Genomic DNA, 16,892 nt, shown 5'->3' with positions numbered 1-16,892 from the left:
ACACCCGCGAGAAAGCCGTCACCAGCCGCTGGCTCGACCCCGCCAAGCACGGCGGCATCAACCTCGGCTTCCCCGAGAACGACTGAGCAGCCCAGAACGACTAGCCTCCACCGGCTAGCCAGACCATTCGCACCTAGAAAGACTCACGAGCAATGTCCTCACACGCAGCAGCTTCCCCCAGGGACACAGCAGAGAACACCTGGTTCAGGGCCCGCGGAGCCCTCTCGCGAGACGGCTGGGAGAGCGTCGTCGATGCGACGCTCCCCGGCTGGGAACACACGGGCATCCGAGTCGCAGACCTCTCCGATGGTGTGCGCCTCGAGCTGCCCGCAGGCGACATTGAGCGAATGGTCATCCCCCTCCGCGGAGACGCGGCCCTCGAGCTCGACGGGGCGGATGCGCCCGCATCCGTCGAGCTCGAGGGCCGCCCCTCGGTCTTCGACGGTCCGGCAGACGTCGCCTACCTGCCCGTCGGCACCAGTGCCGTCGTCACGGGGAACGGCAGGGTCGCCGTCGCCGAGGCGCCGACGACCCAGGTCTTCCCGTTCCAGGTGCTCCGCAAGGGCGACGTGCCGGTCGAGCTGCGCGGCGCCGGCCGCTCGAGCCGGCAGGTGCAGAACTTCGGCATCCCCGGCTCGCTGCAGGCCGCCAAGCTCATCGTGTGCGAGGTCATCACACCGGCCGAGAACTGGTCGTCGTACCCGCCCCACAAGCACGACGAGCACCACCCGGGCCACGAGAGCCGCCTCGAGGAGATCTACTACTTCGAGAGCGAGCCCACCAAGAACGCGACGGTCCCCGAGGGCGCTGACGCCTTCGGCATGTTCGCGACCTACACGTCGCCAGCGGGCGAGATCTCCATCAACGAGATCGTGCGCACGGGGGACATCGCGCTGGTCCCGTTCGGCTACCACGGCCCCGCCGTCGCGGCCCCAGGCTACGACCTGTACTACCTCAACGTCATGGCCGGCCCAGATGAGGCGCGCGAATGGCTCATCAGCGACGACCCGGCCCACGGCTGGGTGCGCGAGCAGTGGACCTCCCAGGAGTTCGACTCCCGCCTCCCCTACGGCCCCCAGCAGTAACGCCGCGCTTCCAACGCACCAGCATTAGCACCAGCACCAGCACCAGCTCAGTACCAACGCAGAAAGATGACGCAGATGTCAACCAAGCGAATGACCGTCGGCCAGGCGCTCGTCGAGTTCCTCGGCAAGCAGTACACCGTCGACGGCGACGTGCGCGAGCGCACGATCCCCGGCATGTTCGGGATCTTCGGCCACGGCAATGTCGCCGGCATCGGCCAGGCGCTCAAGCAGGCCAACGTCGAAGACCCGAGCCTCATGCCGTACTTCCAGGCGCGCAACGAGCAGGCGATGGTGCACCAGTCGGTGGGTTACGCGCGCATGCGCCGCCGCCGCGCGACGTACGCGAGCGCCGCATCCGTCGGACCGGGCGCCGCCAACATGCTCACGGGTGCCGCCCTCGCGACGGCCAACCGCCTGCCGGCACTGCTCCTGCCGAGCGACACCTTCGCGACGCGCGTCTCCGACCCCGTGCTGCAGCAGCTCGAGTTCCCGCACGACACGGGCATCCAGGTGACGGATGCGTTCCGTCCCCTCTCCCGCTTCTTCGACCGCGTGCAGCGCCCCGAGCAGCTGTTCTCGATCGCACTCGCCGCCATGCGCGTCCTCACCGACCCTGCCGAGACGGGTGCCGTGACGATCGCGCTGCCGGAGGACGTCCAGGCCGAGCTCATCGACGTGCCGCTCGCCTTCCTCGAGGAGCGCGAGTGGCACATCCGCCGTCCCCTCCCCGAGGCCGGTCCGCTCGCCCGTGCTGTCGAGGCGATCAAGAACGCGAAGAACCCGATCATCGTCGCGGGCGGCGGCGTCATCTACTCGGGAGCTGAGGACGAGCTGCGCGCGTTCGTCGAGGCCACCGGCATCCCGGTCGGCACGAGCCAGGCAGGCGGCGGGTCCCTCGACTGGGACCACCCGCAGTACCTCGGCGGCATCGGAGCCACCGGCACGACCGCCGCGAACCGCCTCGCGGCGCAGGCCGACGTCGTCATCGGCATCGGCACGCGCTACAGCGACTTCACGACGGCGAGCCGCACGGTGTTCCAGAACGACGGCGTGCGCTTCGTCAACATCAACGTGGCCGCCTTCGACGCCTACAAGCACGGCTCGCAGCTGCCCGTCGTGGCGGATGCGCGCGAGACGCTCGTGAAGCTCATCGGCGCCCTCTCCGGGTTCCGCGTGAGCGACGACTACTCGCGGCAGATCGCCGCCGAGAAGAGCGGGTGGGATGCGGCCGTCGACGCCGCGTTCGAGCCGAGCGGCCTCGAGCTGCCGGGCCAGCCCGAGATCATCGGCGCTGTGCAGGGCGCAAGCGACCCGCGCGACGTCGTCGTCCAGGCCGCCGGCTCCCTGCCGGGCGACCTGCACAAGCTCTGGCGCGTGCGCGACCCGCTCGGCTACCACGTCGAGTACGCGTTCTCCTGCATGGGCTACGAGATCGCAGGCGGCATGGGCGTGCACCGCGCGGCTCCCGACCGCGACGTGATCGTCATGGTCGGCGACGGCTCGTACCTCATGCTCCACACCGAGCTCGTGACTGCCGTCGCCGAGGGCATCAAGATCATCGTCGTGCTCATCCAGAACCACGGCTACGCCTCCATCGGCCACCTCTCCGAGACGGTCGGCTCCGAGCGCTTCGGCACCTGGTACCGCGCCTTCGACGAGGCCGGCTCGAACTTCCAGGGCGACGAGATCCTCCCCGTCGACCTCGCCGCCAACGCGCGCAGCTACGGCATCACCACGATCGAGATCGAGCCGAGCGCCAACGCCATCAGCGACCTGCGCGACGCCATGGCCGCGGCGAAGGCATCTGACACCTCGACCCTCATCCACATCAACAGCAACCCGCTCCTCTACGCCCCCGACGGCGAAGGATGGTGGGATGTGCCGGTCGCCGAGACCTCCACGCTCGACTCCACGAAGAGCGCGCTCGAGGCCTACAAGGAGCAGAAGGCCGCCCAGCGGCCGCTCCTCGGCTGACGCCACGACAACACCCTCTTCTCGACCTCCCCGAACGACCCTCAACAGAAAGCAGACGACGATGTCGCAGAGCATCCGAATCGGAACCGCACCTGACTCCTGGGGCATCTGGCTCCCCGATCACCCGGGCCAGATCCCGTGGCAGACCTTCCTCGACGAGGTCGTCAAGGCCGGTTACACGTGGATTGAGCTCGGCCCGTACGGCTACCTCCCCACCGACCCCAACCAGCTCTCCGACGAACTCGAGTCGCGCGGCCTGAAGCTCTCGGCCGGAACCGTCTTCACGGGTTTCCACAACGAGGACGAGAGCCAGTGGCAGCGCGCCTGGGACCAGGCCATCGCCGTCGCGGGGCTCGCCTCGAAGCTCGGCGCCGAGCACCTCGTGACGATCCCCGACATGTGGCGTGACGACATCACGGGCCAGGCGAAGGAGCCCCGCACGCTCGACGCCGAGCAGTGGACGCGCCTCGCGGCCGGCCATGACCGCCTCGGCAAGGCACTCCTCGAGGAGTACGGCGTCAAGCAGCAGTTCCACTCGCACGCCGACAGCCACGTCGGCACGTACCGCGAGGTCGAGCGCCTGCTCACCGAGACCGACGCTCGGTACACGAACCTCTGCCTCGACACGGGTCACTTCTCGTACTACGGCGGCGACAGCCTGCGCCTCATGAACGCCTACCCCGAGCGCATCGGCTACCTGCACCTCAAGCAGGTTGATCCTGACCGCCTGTTCGACGTCCTCAAGAACGATGTTCCGTGGGCCGAGGCCGCAGCCGACATGATCATGGTCGAGCCGCCGAACGGCATCCCGGAGCTCGGCCCCATCGTGGCCCGTGCCGCCGAGATCGACCTGAACATCTTCGGCATCGTCGAGCAGGACATGTTCGGCTGCTCGGCCGACCGCCCGTACCCGATCGCCGAGCGCACGCTCAAGCACATCTGCGGCTCCACGCCGGCAGCCCGCGCGAAGTAGCGCCAGAGAAGAACAGGAACCATCGACATGACTTCAACTGACCTCCGCGTCGGCGTCGTCGGCGCCGGCCTCATGGGCGCAGACCACATCGCCCGCATCACGAAGCGCATCAGCGGTGCCATCGTCTCGGCCGTCATCGAGCCGGACGAGGGACGCGGCACCGCGGCCCTGCAGAACGCGCCGGGCGCGCAGTGGTTCACGAGCATCGAGGACGCCATCGCGGCGAACGCCGTCGACGCGGTGGTCATCGCGACGCCAGGCAAGTTCCACGAGCCCGTGCTCCTGCCCGCCCTCGCGGCGAAGCTCCCCATCCTGTGCGAGAAGCCGCTGACGGCAGACTCCGCGTCGTCCCTGCGCGTCGTCGAGGCCGAGATGGCCGCGTCAGACCGACCGCTCATCCAGCTCGGCTTCATGCGCCGCTTCGACGCCGAGTACGCCCGCCTGCGCGAGATCATCGCCTCGGGCGAGGCAGGCGAGCTGCTCGCGCTGCGCGCCGTGCACCGCAACCCCGACGTGCCCGAGACGTACACGCAGGACATGCTCATCAACGACTCGGTCGTGCACGAACTCGATGTCATCCCGTGGCTCGCGGGCAGCGAGATCCGCAGCATCGAGATCAAGTACATGCGTCGCAACCCGAACTCGCCCGAGCGCCTCCGCGAGCCGATCCTCGTGCTCATGGAGCTCGAGAACGGCATCCTCGTCGACGTCGAGATGAACGTCAGCATCAAGTTCGGCTACCAGGTCGCGACCGAGGCAGTGTTCTCGAACGGGCTCGCCCGCATCGGCCAGGCCAACGGAGTGCAGACCTGGTCGGACGGCTCGTTCGCGAAGGAGGAGCACCGCTCGTTCGTGACCCGCTTCGCGGCCGCCTACGACGTGCAGATCCAGCGCTGGGTGGATGCGGTCGCCCGCGGAACCATCGACGGCCCGGACGCGTGGCACGGCTACCGCGTCGCGCTCGCCTGCGAGGCCGGCGTGAAGGCGTTCGACGGTGGCATCGTCGAGGTCCAGCAGGTCGAGCGCCCCGCGTTCTACGACAAGGCGTGAGGAGAGACCCCCATGGTTCGCATCGCACTGGACCCGACGCCGTTCCACCACGAGGCCGGCTTCCTCGAGTTCCCGGACATCGCAGCCCGCCTCGGCTACGAGCACCTGCAGATCACGCCCCACCCCGACTTCTCCTGGTTCTTCCGCCACCCGTCGGCCGACGACGCGTACGCGCTGAAGTTCAAGAAGCGGGCGGCGGATGCAGGGGTCAAGATCCCCGCCATCCTGCCGGTGCAGCGCATCTCGGGGCCGGAGGAAGCCGGCCGCCTCGCGGCGGTCCGCAACTTCACGCGGGTCATCGAGTTGGCGTCGCTGCTCGAGATCCCCGTGATCAACACGGAGTTCAGCGGAGAGCCCTCCCAGTTCAACGAGTCGGAGGACGCCTTCCACCGCTCGATGGAGACGCTGCTGCCGATCCTCGAGCGCGAGGGCATCCAGCTCAACATCGACCCGCACCCCAACGACTTCGTCGAGGACGGGCTCGAGGGGTGGCGCGTCATCCGCGGTCTGAACAGCAAGAACGTGGGCTTCGTCTACGTCGCCTCGCACACCTTCCACTACGGCGACCGGGCGAGGACGCTGCTCCCCGAACTGGGTGAGCGGCTCGGCGCCGTCTATACGGCGGACACGTTCGACCACCACCGTTCGCACGGCCTGCGCTACATCTCGAACCCTCCAGGGAACGAGGCGCGCATCCACCAGCACCTCCGCATCGGCGACGGCGACGTCGACTTCGCGGAGCTCTTCGCGACGCTGAAGCAGGTCGGGTACCTCGACCGCCCGGACGCGCTGATCGTCTCGAACGTCTTCGCAGAGGACGAGCGGGCCGACGAGGTCTCGAAGTTCCAGCTCGAGAAGATCCGGGAGCTTGTCGCCTCCTCCTGACGCCGTGTGGCCCCGCAGCTCTGAGCTGCGGGGCCATTGTCACTCCCGACGAATTTGTCAGGACATATTCACATCACGTCATTCTTCGGTTACCATCAAGACACGCGTTCGCAGAAGACGCGCCAGCAGCACCGCACAACCTTGCTCCACCTCGCAGCATCCACGACAAGGACGTCCAAATGGCCTCATCGCATCCGGCGGGCAACACCGCCGAGAAATCACTTCCGCCCCTCACAGCTGGGCCGCACCGTTCGCGGCTCGGGCTGATCTCGATCGTCGCGTGCTTCGGCGGTCTCCTCTTCGGCTACGACACCGGTGTCATCAACGGCGCCCTGAACCCCATGACCGAGGAGCTCGGTCTGACGCCGCTCACCGAAGGCGTCGTCACGAGCTCGCTCGTCTTCGCGGCCGCCATCGGCGCCATCTTCTGCGGCCGCCTCTCCGACGGCTGGGGCCGCCGCAAGACCATCATCATGCTCGCCGTGCTCTTCTTCCTCGGCACGCTCGTCGTCGTCTTCACCCCGAACTTCGAGGTGCTCGTCGTCGGCCGCATCCTCCTCGGTCTTGCCGTCGGCGGAGCGTCCACGGTCGTCCCGGTCTTCTTGGCCGAGCTGGCACCCTACGAGATCCGCGGGTCGATCTCAGGCCGCAACGAAGCCGCCATCGTCATCGGACAGCTCTCCGCGTTCATCATCAACGCCATCCTCGGCAACACGCTCGGACACCTCGACGGCGTCTGGCGCATCATGTTCGCCATCTGCGCCATCCCGGCCATCTGCCTCTTCTTCGGCATGCTGCGCATGCCGGAATCACCCCGCTGGCTCGTCGAGAAGGGCCGCGACGCCGAGGCGCTCGAGGTGCTCAAGACCGTCCGCTCACCCGAGCGCGCCGAAGCTGAGCTCGCACAGGTCGAGAAGGTCGCGCTGGAAGAGGGCCAGGAGAAGCAGGTCGGCTTCGCAGCCATCCTCAAGAACAAGTGGCTCCTGCGCATCCTGCTCGTCGGCATCGGACTCGGTGTCGCCCAGCAGCTCACGGGCATCAACTCGATCATGTACTACGGCCAGATCGTGCTCATCGAGTCCGGCTTCGACTCGAGCGCGGCCCTCATCGCCAACATCGCGCCAGGCGTCATCGCCGTGGTCGGTGCATTCATCGCGCTCTCCTACATGGACAAGTTCGACCGCCGCAAGACGTTCATCATCGGCTTCACGCTGACGACGATCTGCCACCTGCTCATCGGCCTGTCTTCGATGCTCCTCGAGGTCGGCAACCCGCTGCGCCCCTGGGTCATCCTGTTCCTCGTCGTCGCATTCGTCGGGTCGATGCAGACGTTCCTCAACGTGGCCGTCTGGGTCTACCTCTCCGAGGTCTTCCCGCTGCACATGCGCGGCATCGGCATGGGCGTCTCGATCTTCTTCCTCTGGGTCGCGAACGGCTTCCTCTCGCTGTACTTCCCCTCGCTCGTCGACGGAATGGGCATCACTGGAACCTTCTTCCTGTTCGGCGCGCTGAACGTGGTCGCGCTCATCTTCGTCGCAACGCAGATCCCGGAGACCCGCGGCCGCACGCTCGAGTCACTGGATGAGGGCGTCACGACCGGCGCGATCTTCCTTCCGACCGCGAAGAAGTAACCCCCTCTGCAGCAATGAGCGATGGGCTCGGCCGTTCTGGCCGGGCCCATCACTCGTCTTCGGATGCACCCCACGCGCACGACGGATTGTGTAACAATCTGTTCGTGGTGCCTCTCCTCCTCGTCCTCCTCGCCGCCGTCTGCTTCGGCACGACCGGGACGGCGCAGGCGCTCGGCGCGCCGGAGGTGAGCGCGTTCTCGCTGGGCTCCGCCCGTCTCGCCATCGGCGGGACGCTCCTCGGCGCCTGGGCGCTGTTCGCCGTGCGGCATCGCCGCGGAGCCCGCGGAACAACCGCGAAGTTCACGCCGGACGCAGCCCGGCTCCGCCGACCGAATCGTGCCCATCTCGGTCTGATCTCCCTGGGAGCGCTCGGTGTGCTCCTCTACCAGCCGCTGTTCTTCGCGGGCACGGCAGGCAGCGGCGTGGCAGTCGGCACCGTCCTCGCGCTCGGATCAGCACCGGTCCTCACGGGACTGCTGCAGTGGGCGCTCGAACGCCGCTTTCCCGGACTGAGCTGGGGCGTCGCGACCGCGATCGCCGTCCTCGGCGTCGCGCTCATCGCGGCGGCTGGCGCAGGAGACGCGGGCGGAGCGAACCTCGCCGGGATCGCGGCGTCGATCGGTGCCGGCGCGAGCTACAGCGTCTACACGCTCTCGGCGAAGGCGCTCATGAACCGAGGCTGGAGCGCCGACGGCACCATGGGCGTCGTCTTCGGTGTCGCCGGCATCGTCAGCGTTCCCCTGCTCCTCGCGAGCGGGGCCGAGTGGATGCTCACGCCGGCCGGGCTCGCGACCGCGGCCTGGCTCGGTGTCGTCACGACGACCATCGCCTACCTGTGCTTCGGGGCTGGCCTCGCGAAGCTGCAGGCAGCGACCGTCTCGACACTGACGCTCGCGGAGCCGCTGACCGCGAGCATCCTGGGGCTCCTCGTGCTTCGCGAGCAGCTCGCGGGCCTCGAAGCCCTCGGCCTCATCGTGCTCGCGGCGGGAATCGTGGTGCTGGTGCTGGGGTCCACCGCTGCCTTCCAGCGGTTCTCACCTGCGACGAAGATGAGACTCGCCGTGAACGGCGCGACAACGGGCACGGCTGCGGCTGGCATCCATCCGGACGCAGATTCGGCGGAGCGGCAGCAGCGATGACGCGTGCTGGAGCGCCTGACGCAACGCCACGACTGACCGCCGCCTCGAAGCTCGCCACGACGCTTCGCGAGCGCATCCTCGAGGGCAGCTACGCCCGCGGCCAGTCGCTGCGCGAGGAGCACCTCGCGGACGAGTTCGGACTGTCGCGGCACACGGTGCGCACGGCCCTCGCCGCGCTGGCCGCGGAACGGCTTGTCCACTCCGCTCCCTACAAGGGGGTCGAGGTCACGAAGCTCGACGACGCGGAGATCAGGGCCATGCAGGATCTGCGCTGCGCGCTCGAATCCGAGGCCGTGCGCATCCTGAACTCGAGGCACGCAGGCGGGTGGCCGCTGGCCGTGCGGCAGCCGATCCAGTCGAAGATCGCCCGATTGCGGGAGATCGAGGCGAGCGATGCGCAGTCCTGGCGCCTGCTCGAGGCGGCGCACGCCGCCGTGCACCAGGCCATCGTCGACGCGGCCGGGAGTCCCCGGATCAGCGAGGCCTCGCGATCACTCGAGAGCGAGGTCCGCCTGCTGCTGGCGGGAGCGCACGAGCACTACGAGGCCACGGGGCTGGCCGACGACCACGAGGCCTACCTCACCCTGCTCGAGCACGACGGCGCGGCCGCCGTGCGAGCCCACCTCGACGCCCTCACCGCCCACCTGGTGAGCGACTCCCCCGCCTGAGCCGACTCAGCGCCTGCCTGCGCAGCGCCCGTGGCATCCACACATCCAGACGAGAGCTGCCGCTTCCTGCGCGATCAAAGCCGCATCTCCCACGTGGATGGACTCCGAATGCGGGCAGACCGGCGAGCGGCGCGGGCAGAGCACGAACGGGCGGACCGATTGCTCGGGCCGCCCGTTCGGGGATGCTGTGCGTCTGGCGCTGACTACTGCCCGGAGGACCAGCTGGCGCGACGCGAGCCGCGCTCGCCGCCACCGCGCGACGGAGCCGCTGCGGAGGTGGTGCCTGCGCGGCGCGGGCGACCCTCGCCGCGGCGCTGGCCCTGGGCTGCACCCTCTCCACCCTGCGCGCGCGCGGGGCGCGACGCGGACGACGCGGAGGAGGTCTGCGATGAGGACCCGCCGCGGCCACGGCCACCGCCGGTGCTCGATCCGCCACGCGATGCGCCACCACGCGAGGAGGCGTTGTCGCGCTTGCGGCGCGCGTTCGCTCCCTGCGAGGTGCCGCGGCCCTGGCTGACCTCGACGTTGCCGGATCCCGGTCCACCCGGAACGGGGCGCACGGTCGGGGCGACTTCGCCGACGAGCTCGGCCACGAACGGCGAGTTGACGTTGGCGCGCTGCGGGGTCACGCCGATCTTCGCGCGACGGAGCAGCATCTCCGTGTCCTTGCGCTGGCTCGGGAGCATGAGGGTGACGACGTCGCCCTCGGAGCCCGCGCGTGCCGTGCGGCCGGAGCGGTGCAGGTACGCCTTGTGCTCTGCCGGCGGGTCGACGTGGACGACGAGCTCGATGGCGTCGACGTGCACGCCGCGTGCGGCGACGTCGGTCGCGACGAGCACGTTGACCTCGCCGCCGGAGAACGCCGCGAGGTTGCGGTCGCGGGCGTTCTGCGAGAGGTTGCCGTGCAGGTCGACGGCCGGGATGCCGGCAGCGGTCAGCTGCTTGGCGAGCTTCTTCGCCTGGTGCTTGGTGCGCATGAACATGATGCGGCGGCCCTTGCCACTGGCGAGGGCGTGCACGAGCGCCGTCTTCGCCTCGGGCGTCTCCGTCTCGTAGACGTGGTGCGTCATGGCGGCGACGTGCGAGTTCGACTCGTCCACCGAGTGGAGGATCGGGTCGTTGAGGAACTTCTTGACGAGCTTGTCCACGCCGTTGTCGAGCGTGGCGGAGAAGAGGAGGCGCTGCCCGCTCTGCGGCGTGGCGTTCATGATGCGCGTGACGACGGGCAGGAAGCCCAGGTCGGCCATGTGGTCGGCCTCGTCGAGCACGGTGACCTCGACGGCGTCGAGGTTCACGATGCGCTGCTTCATGAGGTCGTCGAGGCGTCCGGGGCAGGCCACGACGATGTCGACGCCGTTGCGGAACGCGGTCTCCTGCGGGCGCTGCGAGACGCCGCCGAAGACGGTGGTCACGGTGAGGCCTGCGGCCTTGGCGAGCGGCTCGATGACCGCTGCGACCTGGGTTGCGAGCTCGCGGGTGGGAAGCAGCACGAGGCCGAGCGGACGGCCCGGGCGGCGCTTGCCACCGGACACGGCACCGGCGAGGCGGGCGACGAGCGGGATCGCGAACGCGAGCGTCTTGCCGGAGCCTGTCTTGCCACGGCCGAGGACGTCGCGGCCTGCGAGGGTGCTCGGGAGTGTGGACTGCTGGATGGGGAAGGCTTCGCGCTTGCCTGCTGCATCGAGCACGCTCACGAGGGACTTGGGGACGCCGAGCTCGGCGAAAGTTGAGGTTGTTTCCGTCATATGGAGGTCTTGCCTTTCAATCAGCACGCAGAGAACGCACAACACTCGAGTGCTGCGCTCTTGCGGCGATGATGCGGGCGAATGTGCCCGTTCGCCGCAACTCGTGAAATCGTGCCGAGGCAGGAAAGGTGCCCTCGAACAACAAACGGTACGACGATTGTGGGAAATAGGACCCACGAAGGTCCGACTCTAGCACGCGAGACCAGTCCCGACCAGATGGAAGGCCCGTTCCGTAGGATGCGCGGCTCGTCCGCTGGAGTTTCGGCACTCGTTCAGGACGCAGTTATTAGAATCGGCCTGCGCATGCACAGGGGCGGACGCCCATTCGCCCATGCCTGAGAAACGGTGACGAGATGAGCAGAGACCTGACGACGATCGTCTGTGAGGGCTTTCGGGCCGCCTTCGAGCGCGAACCCCTCGGAGTCTGGTCCGCGCCGGGTCGCGTCAGCATCATGGGCGACCACACCGACCTGCAGGATGGCGTCGGCTACGGGTGCGCCATCCCCCTCCGCTCGAGCGCGGCGATCGCGCCGCGTGACGACGGCCGCATCCGCATCGTCACCGATCTCTCCACCGAGGAAGCTGTGACCGACCTGCGGTCGATCTCCTCGGAGATCCCCACCAAGGATTGGCGCGCGTACCCGCTCGGAGCGGTCTCGAGCATGCTGCGCTTCGCTCGCGAGAACCCGCCGGAAGGCACTCGCGGCGACGACGACGAGACGGACCCCGGGGTGCCCTTCTTTCTGGGCACCGGCCTCGACATCTTCCTGACGACGGACGTGCCCATCGGGGCTGGCCTCGCCTCCTCCGCCTCCGTGTGCGCCACCATCAGCACGGCCCTCAACGACTTCTGGGGCCTCGGCATGAACGTCGAGGAGCTCGCGGAGATCGGCCGACAGACCGAGGCCGACATCGTCGGCGCGCCCGGCGGCCTGAGCGATCACATCACCGTGCACGCCGCGCGCAGCGATGAGGACGTCTTCTTCGACGCGCGCGGGTCCGACGTCTCCATCCTTCCCGCGCCGCGACCAGCCGAGTCCGGCCTGGTCCGCGTGCTCATCGACACGCGGGAATCGCACCGCAACTGGTCGGCGGAGTTCGCATCGAGGGCCGAGGACTGCGCCAGGGCTGCCGAGGCGCTCGGCTGCCAGACGCTGCGCGAGGTGCGACCTGCTGAACTCGACGCGGCTGCGGACAAGCTCGACGAGGTCGTCTTCAGGCGCGCCCGCCACGTCGTCTCCGAGATCGCTCGCACGCTGGAGTTCACGAAGCTGATGCGCACGGGCGAGACGCCCGAGGAACGCAATCATTTGCTCGCCGCGTCGCAAGCGTCGCTCCGGGATGACTTCGAGGTCTCGACCGCGCGCATCGACTTCACCGTGGAGCTGGCCACCTACCTCGGCGCCGCGAGCGCGCGCATGACCGGCACGGGCCTCGGCGGCTCCGTGTTCGTGATGCACCCAGCCGAGAAGGTCGACGAGCTGCGCGAGAGCGTGCTGAGCGCGTACGCGGAGCAGGGCTGGGAGGCTCCCCTCGTGCTCGCCTTCGAACCTGAGGCAGGGGCGCGACGCGACCGCTGAGCCGCGTCATCGGCCCGCGAGCGCAGCTCAGGCGGAGCCGTCGGCGGACGCGGTCGAGCCCCGGACCGTGAGGATCGGCTGGATGAGCCTGCGCGTTCCCTCGCCTCGCTCTCCGGCCTCCGGACGGCGCCCTTCGATGCGCGCGAGCAGGAGCTCGGCCGCCACACGACCCACGTCGGCACTGCGGTCGTCGACCGAGGTGAGCGACAGGTGCTCGGCGCCCGCGAGGTGCGAGTCGTCGTAGCCGACGATCGAGATGTCGTCCGGCACACGCATCCCGAGCTTGTCGAGCGTTCCGAGCACGCCAAGCGCCATGACGTCGTTCGCGGCGAAAACGGCCGTGGTCTCCGGCCAGTTCTCGAGCAGCTCGCGCGAGGCTCGTCGCCCTTCGTCCTGGTCAGTGGGACCAGAGCCTCCGACGACGCGCGGCTGGAGCCCCGCCTCGACCATGGCCGCCTCGTAGGCCATGCGCCTGAGTTCGGCCGCTCGCCCGCTGCCCGTGACATGCCCGATCCTCGCGTGGCCGAGTGACCGCAGGTGCTCGACAGCGAGGCGGGCGCCAGCTTCGTCGTCGTTGGCCACGAGGTCGGCCCCGGCCGGCACCGTCGCCCGGTTGCCCGCGACGACGGTCGGCACCGGGAAGCCCTTCGCAGGCACCGCATCCACGTCACCGCCGATGACAAGACCCTCGACCCCTGCGGCGAGGAAGCCGCTGATCGGGGACTGCTCGAGGTGCGCGTTCAGGTTCGCGTCAGCCACCGTCACGTGGAAGCCGGGCCCGTTCAGCACCTCCTGCATGCCCTCGAGGAGGTCGACGAACCAGGGGTTCCTGAAGTCGTCGATCATGACGCCGATCGCGCGTGTGCGGTTCCCCGCGAGCGCCGTGGCCGCCCGGCTCGGCAGGTAGCCGAGTTCCTGGATCGCGGTCCGCACTGCCGCGCGCTTCTCGTCGCTGACTCGGGTCGAGTTCTGCAGCACAAGCGACACCAGTGACTTGGAGACTCCGGCGCGCTCAGCGACGTCGTAGATCGTCGGTCGCTTCTGGCGGGACGTGGGTGGCATTCGACACTCCGAACTCGGATCGTTTGACAGGACATTGTTTCATGACCTACCTTCCAGTGTAGCGCTCCAACACCGTCGTCGGTCGCCTGCGCTCACCATCCCAGCTCACGCAGAACCACAGGAGAACCAATGTCCACCTCACTGGGCGTCGCCGTCATCGGCGCAGGCATGGCCGGGCGCGCACACGCCGCGGCGTACCGCGTCGCATCCACTCTCTACAGCCCCACGCTGCCCAAGATCCACCTCGTCTCCATCGGAGACATCAACCCGGAGTTCGGCGCACTCGCCGCCAAGCGCTTCGGCTACGAGCGCACCGACTCGTCCTGGCAGGCCATCGCGGCCGCCGACGACATCGACGTCGTGAGCGTCGTCATCGCGAACTCCCTGCACCGAGAGGCCGTCGAGGGCCTCCTCGCAGCCGGCAAGCACGTGCTCTGCGAGAAGCCCCTCAGCGACTCCATCGAGGACGCCTACGCCATGGCCGAGGCCGCGGAGCGCGCCGACTCCATCGCCCGCGTGGGCTTCACCTACCGCCGATCCCCCGGCATCGCCCACATCCGCCAGCTCATCCAGGACGGCACCCTCGGCAAGCTGCTCCACTTCAGCGGGCGCTACTGGACGGACTACGCCTGCGACCCACAGGGCCCCATGAGCTGGCGCTTCAAGGGCGCACCAGGAAGCGGCGCGCTGGCCGATGTCGGGAGCCACATGGCGTACATCGCGGAGTTCCTTGGCGGTGAGATCCAGGAGGTCAGCGGCGGGACGCTCAGCACCGTCATCCACGAGCGCCCCCTGCCGCTCGGAGCCGTCCTCGGTCACGACCACGCGGCCGTGAGCGACACCTTCGAGTCCGTCGAGAACGACGACTACGCCGCGTTCTCACTGAAGTTCGCGGACGGCGCTGGCGCCATCGAGGTCTCCCGTGTGGCTCGCGGCCATGCCAACAGCCTCATCTTCGAGGTCTTCTGCGAGAACGGTGGCGCCAGGTACGACCAGCGTCGCCCCTCCGAGATCGAGCTCTTCCTGAACGATGTCCCCTCGGCCCAGAACGGGTACCGGCAGGTGATCCTCGGACCGGAGCACCCCTACATCGCCGGCGGGCTCGCGATGGACGCCCCGAGTGTCGGCTTCGGGCAGAACGACGCATTCGCCTACCAGGCGCGCTCCTTCCTCGAGGAGGTCGCCGGCGTTCCCGAGAGTGAATCGCTCCCCCGCTGCGCCAGCTTCGAAGAAGGCATCCACAACATGGAGCTGCTCCACGCCGTCGCCGCATCAGCAGCCGCGAACGGCTCGGCCGTGCGCGTCAATCCCACCACCACGCACAAGATCGGAACCTGACATGCGTCTCGGCGTCTACAACGCGATCCTCCACGACCGGCCGCTGCCGGAGGCGATCAAGGTCATCGCCGACCTCGGCCTCACGGGGATCGAGCTCAACTCGGGCGGCTTCCTCCCGGCAACCCACATCCCGAACTTCGACGAGATCCTCGAGAGCGATGATGCACGGGATGCGTTCCTGGCTCAGTTCGAGGGCACCGGCGTCTCGATCGCGGGTCTCAACTGCAACGGCAACCCGCTGCACCCCGACCGCGCGATCGGCGAGAAGCACGCCGAGGACATCCGCCGGTCGATCCGCCTCGCGGCCCGCCTCGGGCAGGACCGCGTCGTCACGATGTCCGGCCTCCCCGGTGGCGAGCCGGGAGCTACGACCGTGAACTGGGTGGTCAACGCCTGGAACTCGGCGGCGCTCGACGTCATCGACTACCAGCTGGACGTCGCCGCGAAGTTCTGGGCGGAGATCGATGAACTGGCCGGCGAGCACGGCGTGAAGGTGGCGCTCGAGCTGCACCCGCAGAACGTCGCCTTCAACCCGGCGAACTTCCGCGAGCTCATCGAGCGGGCCGGCACGACGAACATCGGCGTCGAGCTCGACGCCTCGCACCTCTTCTGGCAGCAGATGGACCCGGTGGCCGTCGTCCGCGACCTCGGCAAGTGGGTCTTCCACGCCGCCGCGAAGGATGTTCGCGTGAACCCGGCAGCGGCCATCTACGGCGTGCTGGACAACCAGTTCCGCAAGCTGTCCGCCGACGAGCCGCGCACCAACCTCGGTGGCGACGAGTGGGCGAACGCGTGGCCGAAGAACTCAGCGTGGGACTTCGTCGCCCTCGGCCGCGGCCACGACACGGCGTTCTGGACCGAGTTCCTCCGCGCCCTGCACGAGGTCGACCCGGAGATGTGGGTCAACATCGAGCACGAGGACACCTCGCTCGGCCGCATCGAGGGACTCGAGGTCGCCGCGAAGGTGCTCCTCGACGCCGACGCGGCTCTCGAGGCGTCGCTCTGACTTCCGTCTTGGGCACGACTCTTCTGCGAGAGCTCCGCGCCTGGCCACCGGGGCCGCATCCATCCGGATGCGGCCCCTCGTGGTCCCATGAGCCCGGAAGGTATTTGTTAGGACATTAGGACTTTTGAAGGTAGACTTCGTGAGCAGACAACGAATGTCACCCCTCGACCTCAAGGACACCGCACCATGCCTCTCGTACGCATCGACGTCAACGCCGGCCGCACGCCCGAGCAGATCTCGTCCATCGCCGACGCCATCCACGACGCCATCGTCGCCGAGTACGGGATCCCCGCTCGCGACCGGTTCCAGATCATCACCGAGCACCAGGGTGGCCAGATCATCGCCCAGGACGCCGGACTGGGCTTCGACCGCTCAAGCGGCGTCGTCATGATCCAGATCTTCACGCAGCGCGGCCGCACCACGGAGGCCAAGCAGTCGCTCTACGCTCGCATCGCCGAAGCACTCGGCGAGCAGGGCGTCGACGGCAACGACGTCTTCATCGGCTACGTCGAGAACGGCCCAGAGGACTGGACGTTCGGCTTCGGCCGCGCCCAGTACCTCACGGGCGAGCTCGCGGTTCCCAACCGCGCCTGACCTCGGCCCCACGACTGCCAGACGCTGCCAGCCGATGCGCCCGACCGCACCCTGTGCGGAAGGCACATCGGCTGGCAGCGTCTTCTCGCGCATCCCGGAGAACTCGCGCTGCCGGCGGTGGTCATCGGCCCGCGGACGAGGACCAACCCGCCACTTCAGCGC

Annotated in this window: 14 protein-coding genes; 12 read left to right on the top strand and 2 right to left on the bottom strand. The window is 68.6% G+C overall.

Annotation, left to right across the window (positions count from 1 at the left end; translation table 11 throughout):
* Positions 1–152 precede the first annotated feature (152 nt).
* The 8 genes from iolB to C5B97_RS06500 all read left to right on the top strand — a co-directional run bounded on the left by iolB (position 153) and on the right by C5B97_RS06500 (position 9,405).
* Entirely contained in the window at positions 153–1,085 is a 933-nt protein-coding gene (iolB, locus tag C5B97_RS06535) for a 5-deoxy-glucuronate isomerase (protein WP_104311301.1), read from the top strand.
* 66 nt (positions 1,086–1,151) lie between these two features.
* Positions 1,152–3,059: a 3D-(3,5/4)-trihydroxycyclohexane-1,2-dione acylhydrolase (decyclizing) gene (iolD, locus tag C5B97_RS06530; RefSeq protein ID WP_181026929.1), complete on the top strand. Its 1,908-nt coding sequence runs from the start codon at positions 1,152–1,154 to the stop codon at positions 3,057–3,059.
* A gap of 61 nt (positions 3,060–3,120) precedes the next feature.
* Entirely contained in the window at positions 3,121–4,032 is a 912-nt protein-coding gene (locus C5B97_RS06525; RefSeq protein ID WP_104311300.1) for a sugar phosphate isomerase/epimerase, read from the top strand.
* A 27-nt stretch (positions 4,033–4,059) separates the two neighbouring features.
* Positions 4,060–5,082 carry a Gfo/Idh/MocA family protein gene (locus tag C5B97_RS06520; RefSeq protein WP_104311299.1) on the top strand — a complete coding sequence of 341 codons (1,023 nt, stop codon included), beginning with the start codon at positions 4,060–4,062 and terminating at the stop codon, positions 5,080–5,082.
* Between the two features lie 12 nt (positions 5,083–5,094).
* Positions 5,095–5,967 carry a sugar phosphate isomerase/epimerase gene (locus C5B97_RS06515; protein WP_104311298.1) on the top strand — a complete coding sequence of 291 codons (873 nt, stop codon included), beginning with the start codon at positions 5,095–5,097 and terminating at the stop codon, positions 5,965–5,967.
* Positions 5,968–6,146: 179 nt separating this feature from the next.
* Positions 6,147–7,598 (top strand): sugar porter family MFS transporter, encoded by a 1,452-nt coding sequence (locus C5B97_RS06510; protein WP_104311297.1) that lies wholly within the window; start codon positions 6,147–6,149, stop codon positions 7,596–7,598.
* A gap of 104 nt (positions 7,599–7,702) precedes the next feature.
* Positions 7,703–8,737, top strand: coding sequence for a DMT family transporter (locus tag C5B97_RS06505; RefSeq protein WP_104311296.1), 1,035 nt, complete (start codon positions 7,703–7,705; stop codon positions 8,735–8,737).
* Complete coding sequence (locus C5B97_RS06500; protein ID WP_104311295.1) at positions 8,734–9,405, top strand: GntR family transcriptional regulator; 672 nt, start codon at positions 8,734–8,736, stop codon at positions 9,403–9,405. Before C5B97_RS06505 ends, C5B97_RS06500 begins: the two co-directional genes overlap by 4 nt.
* 203 nt (positions 9,406–9,608) lie before the next feature.
* Here the strand turns inward: C5B97_RS06500 and C5B97_RS06495 are convergent, their stop codons facing one another.
* Positions 9,609–11,150 carry a DEAD/DEAH box helicase gene (locus tag C5B97_RS06495; protein WP_104311294.1) on the bottom strand — a complete coding sequence of 514 codons (1,542 nt, stop codon included), beginning with the start codon at positions 11,148–11,150 and terminating at the stop codon, positions 9,609–9,611.
* A 353-nt stretch (positions 11,151–11,503) separates the two neighbouring features.
* Between C5B97_RS06495 and C5B97_RS06490 the strand changes: the two genes are divergently transcribed.
* On the top strand, positions 11,504–12,730 hold the full coding sequence (locus C5B97_RS06490; RefSeq protein ID WP_104311293.1) for a galactokinase family protein: 1,227 nt from the start codon (positions 11,504–11,506) through the stop codon (positions 12,728–12,730).
* Between the two features lie 27 nt (positions 12,731–12,757).
* Here the strand turns inward: C5B97_RS06490 and C5B97_RS06485 are convergent, their stop codons facing one another.
* Positions 12,758–13,792, bottom strand: coding sequence for a LacI family DNA-binding transcriptional regulator (locus C5B97_RS06485; RefSeq protein WP_104311292.1), 1,035 nt, complete (start codon positions 13,790–13,792; stop codon positions 12,758–12,760).
* A 129-nt stretch (positions 13,793–13,921) separates the two neighbouring features.
* Between C5B97_RS06485 and C5B97_RS06480 the strand changes: the two genes are divergently transcribed.
* The 3 genes from C5B97_RS06480 to C5B97_RS06470 all read left to right on the top strand — a co-directional run bounded on the left by C5B97_RS06480 (position 13,922) and on the right by C5B97_RS06470 (position 16,730).
* Entirely contained in the window at positions 13,922–15,130 is a 1,209-nt protein-coding gene (locus C5B97_RS06480) for a Gfo/Idh/MocA family protein (RefSeq protein ID WP_104311291.1), read from the top strand.
* A 1-nt stretch (position 15,131) separates the two neighbouring features.
* Positions 15,132–16,136: a sugar phosphate isomerase/epimerase gene (locus C5B97_RS06475; protein ID WP_104311290.1), complete on the top strand. Its 1,005-nt coding sequence runs from the start codon at positions 15,132–15,134 to the stop codon at positions 16,134–16,136.
* A 186-nt stretch (positions 16,137–16,322) separates the two neighbouring features.
* Positions 16,323–16,730 (top strand): tautomerase family protein, encoded by a 408-nt coding sequence (locus C5B97_RS06470; RefSeq protein ID WP_104311289.1) that lies wholly within the window; start codon positions 16,323–16,325, stop codon positions 16,728–16,730.
* The last annotated feature ends 162 nt before the right edge of the window (positions 16,731–16,892 follow it).

The organism is Pseudoclavibacter sp. RFBB5 (genome assembly GCF_002931555.1).
Taxonomy (GTDB): Bacteria; Actinomycetota; Actinomycetes; order Actinomycetales; family Microbacteriaceae; genus Pseudoclavibacter.
This window is presented reverse-complemented; position numbering and strand designations above follow the sequence as displayed.

Bases quoted from the DNA above. Each gene is read 5' to 3' on its own strand.
- iolB (WP_104311301.1), top strand. From the start codon at position 153: ATGTCCTCACACGCAGCAGCTTCCCCCAGGGACACAGCAGAGAACACC.
- iolD (WP_181026929.1), top strand. From the start codon at position 1,152: ATGACGCAGATGTCAACCAAGCGAATGACCGTCGGCCAGGCGCTCGTC.
- C5B97_RS06525 (WP_104311300.1), top strand. From the start codon at position 3,121: ATGTCGCAGAGCATCCGAATCGGAACCGCACCTGACTCCTGGGGCATC.
- C5B97_RS06520 (WP_104311299.1), top strand. From the start codon at position 4,060: ATGACTTCAACTGACCTCCGCGTCGGCGTCGTCGGCGCCGGCCTCATG.
- C5B97_RS06515 (WP_104311298.1), top strand. From the start codon at position 5,095: ATGGTTCGCATCGCACTGGACCCGACGCCGTTCCACCACGAGGCCGGC.
- C5B97_RS06510 (WP_104311297.1), top strand. From the start codon at position 6,147: ATGGCCTCATCGCATCCGGCGGGCAACACCGCCGAGAAATCACTTCCG.
- C5B97_RS06500 (WP_104311295.1), top strand. From the start codon at position 8,734: ATGACGCGTGCTGGAGCGCCTGACGCAACGCCACGACTGACCGCCGCC.
- C5B97_RS06495 (WP_104311294.1), bottom strand. From the start codon at position 11,150: ATGACGGAAACAACCTCAACTTTCGCCGAGCTCGGCGTCCCCAAGTCC.
- C5B97_RS06490 (WP_104311293.1), top strand. From the start codon at position 11,504: ATGAGCAGAGACCTGACGACGATCGTCTGTGAGGGCTTTCGGGCCGCC.
- C5B97_RS06485 (WP_104311292.1), bottom strand. From the start codon at position 13,792: ATGCCACCCACGTCCCGCCAGAAGCGACCGACGATCTACGACGTCGCT.
- C5B97_RS06480 (WP_104311291.1), top strand. From the start codon at position 13,922: ATGTCCACCTCACTGGGCGTCGCCGTCATCGGCGCAGGCATGGCCGGG.
- C5B97_RS06475 (WP_104311290.1), top strand. From the start codon at position 15,132: ATGCGTCTCGGCGTCTACAACGCGATCCTCCACGACCGGCCGCTGCCG.
- C5B97_RS06470 (WP_104311289.1), top strand. From the start codon at position 16,323: ATGCCTCTCGTACGCATCGACGTCAACGCCGGCCGCACGCCCGAGCAG.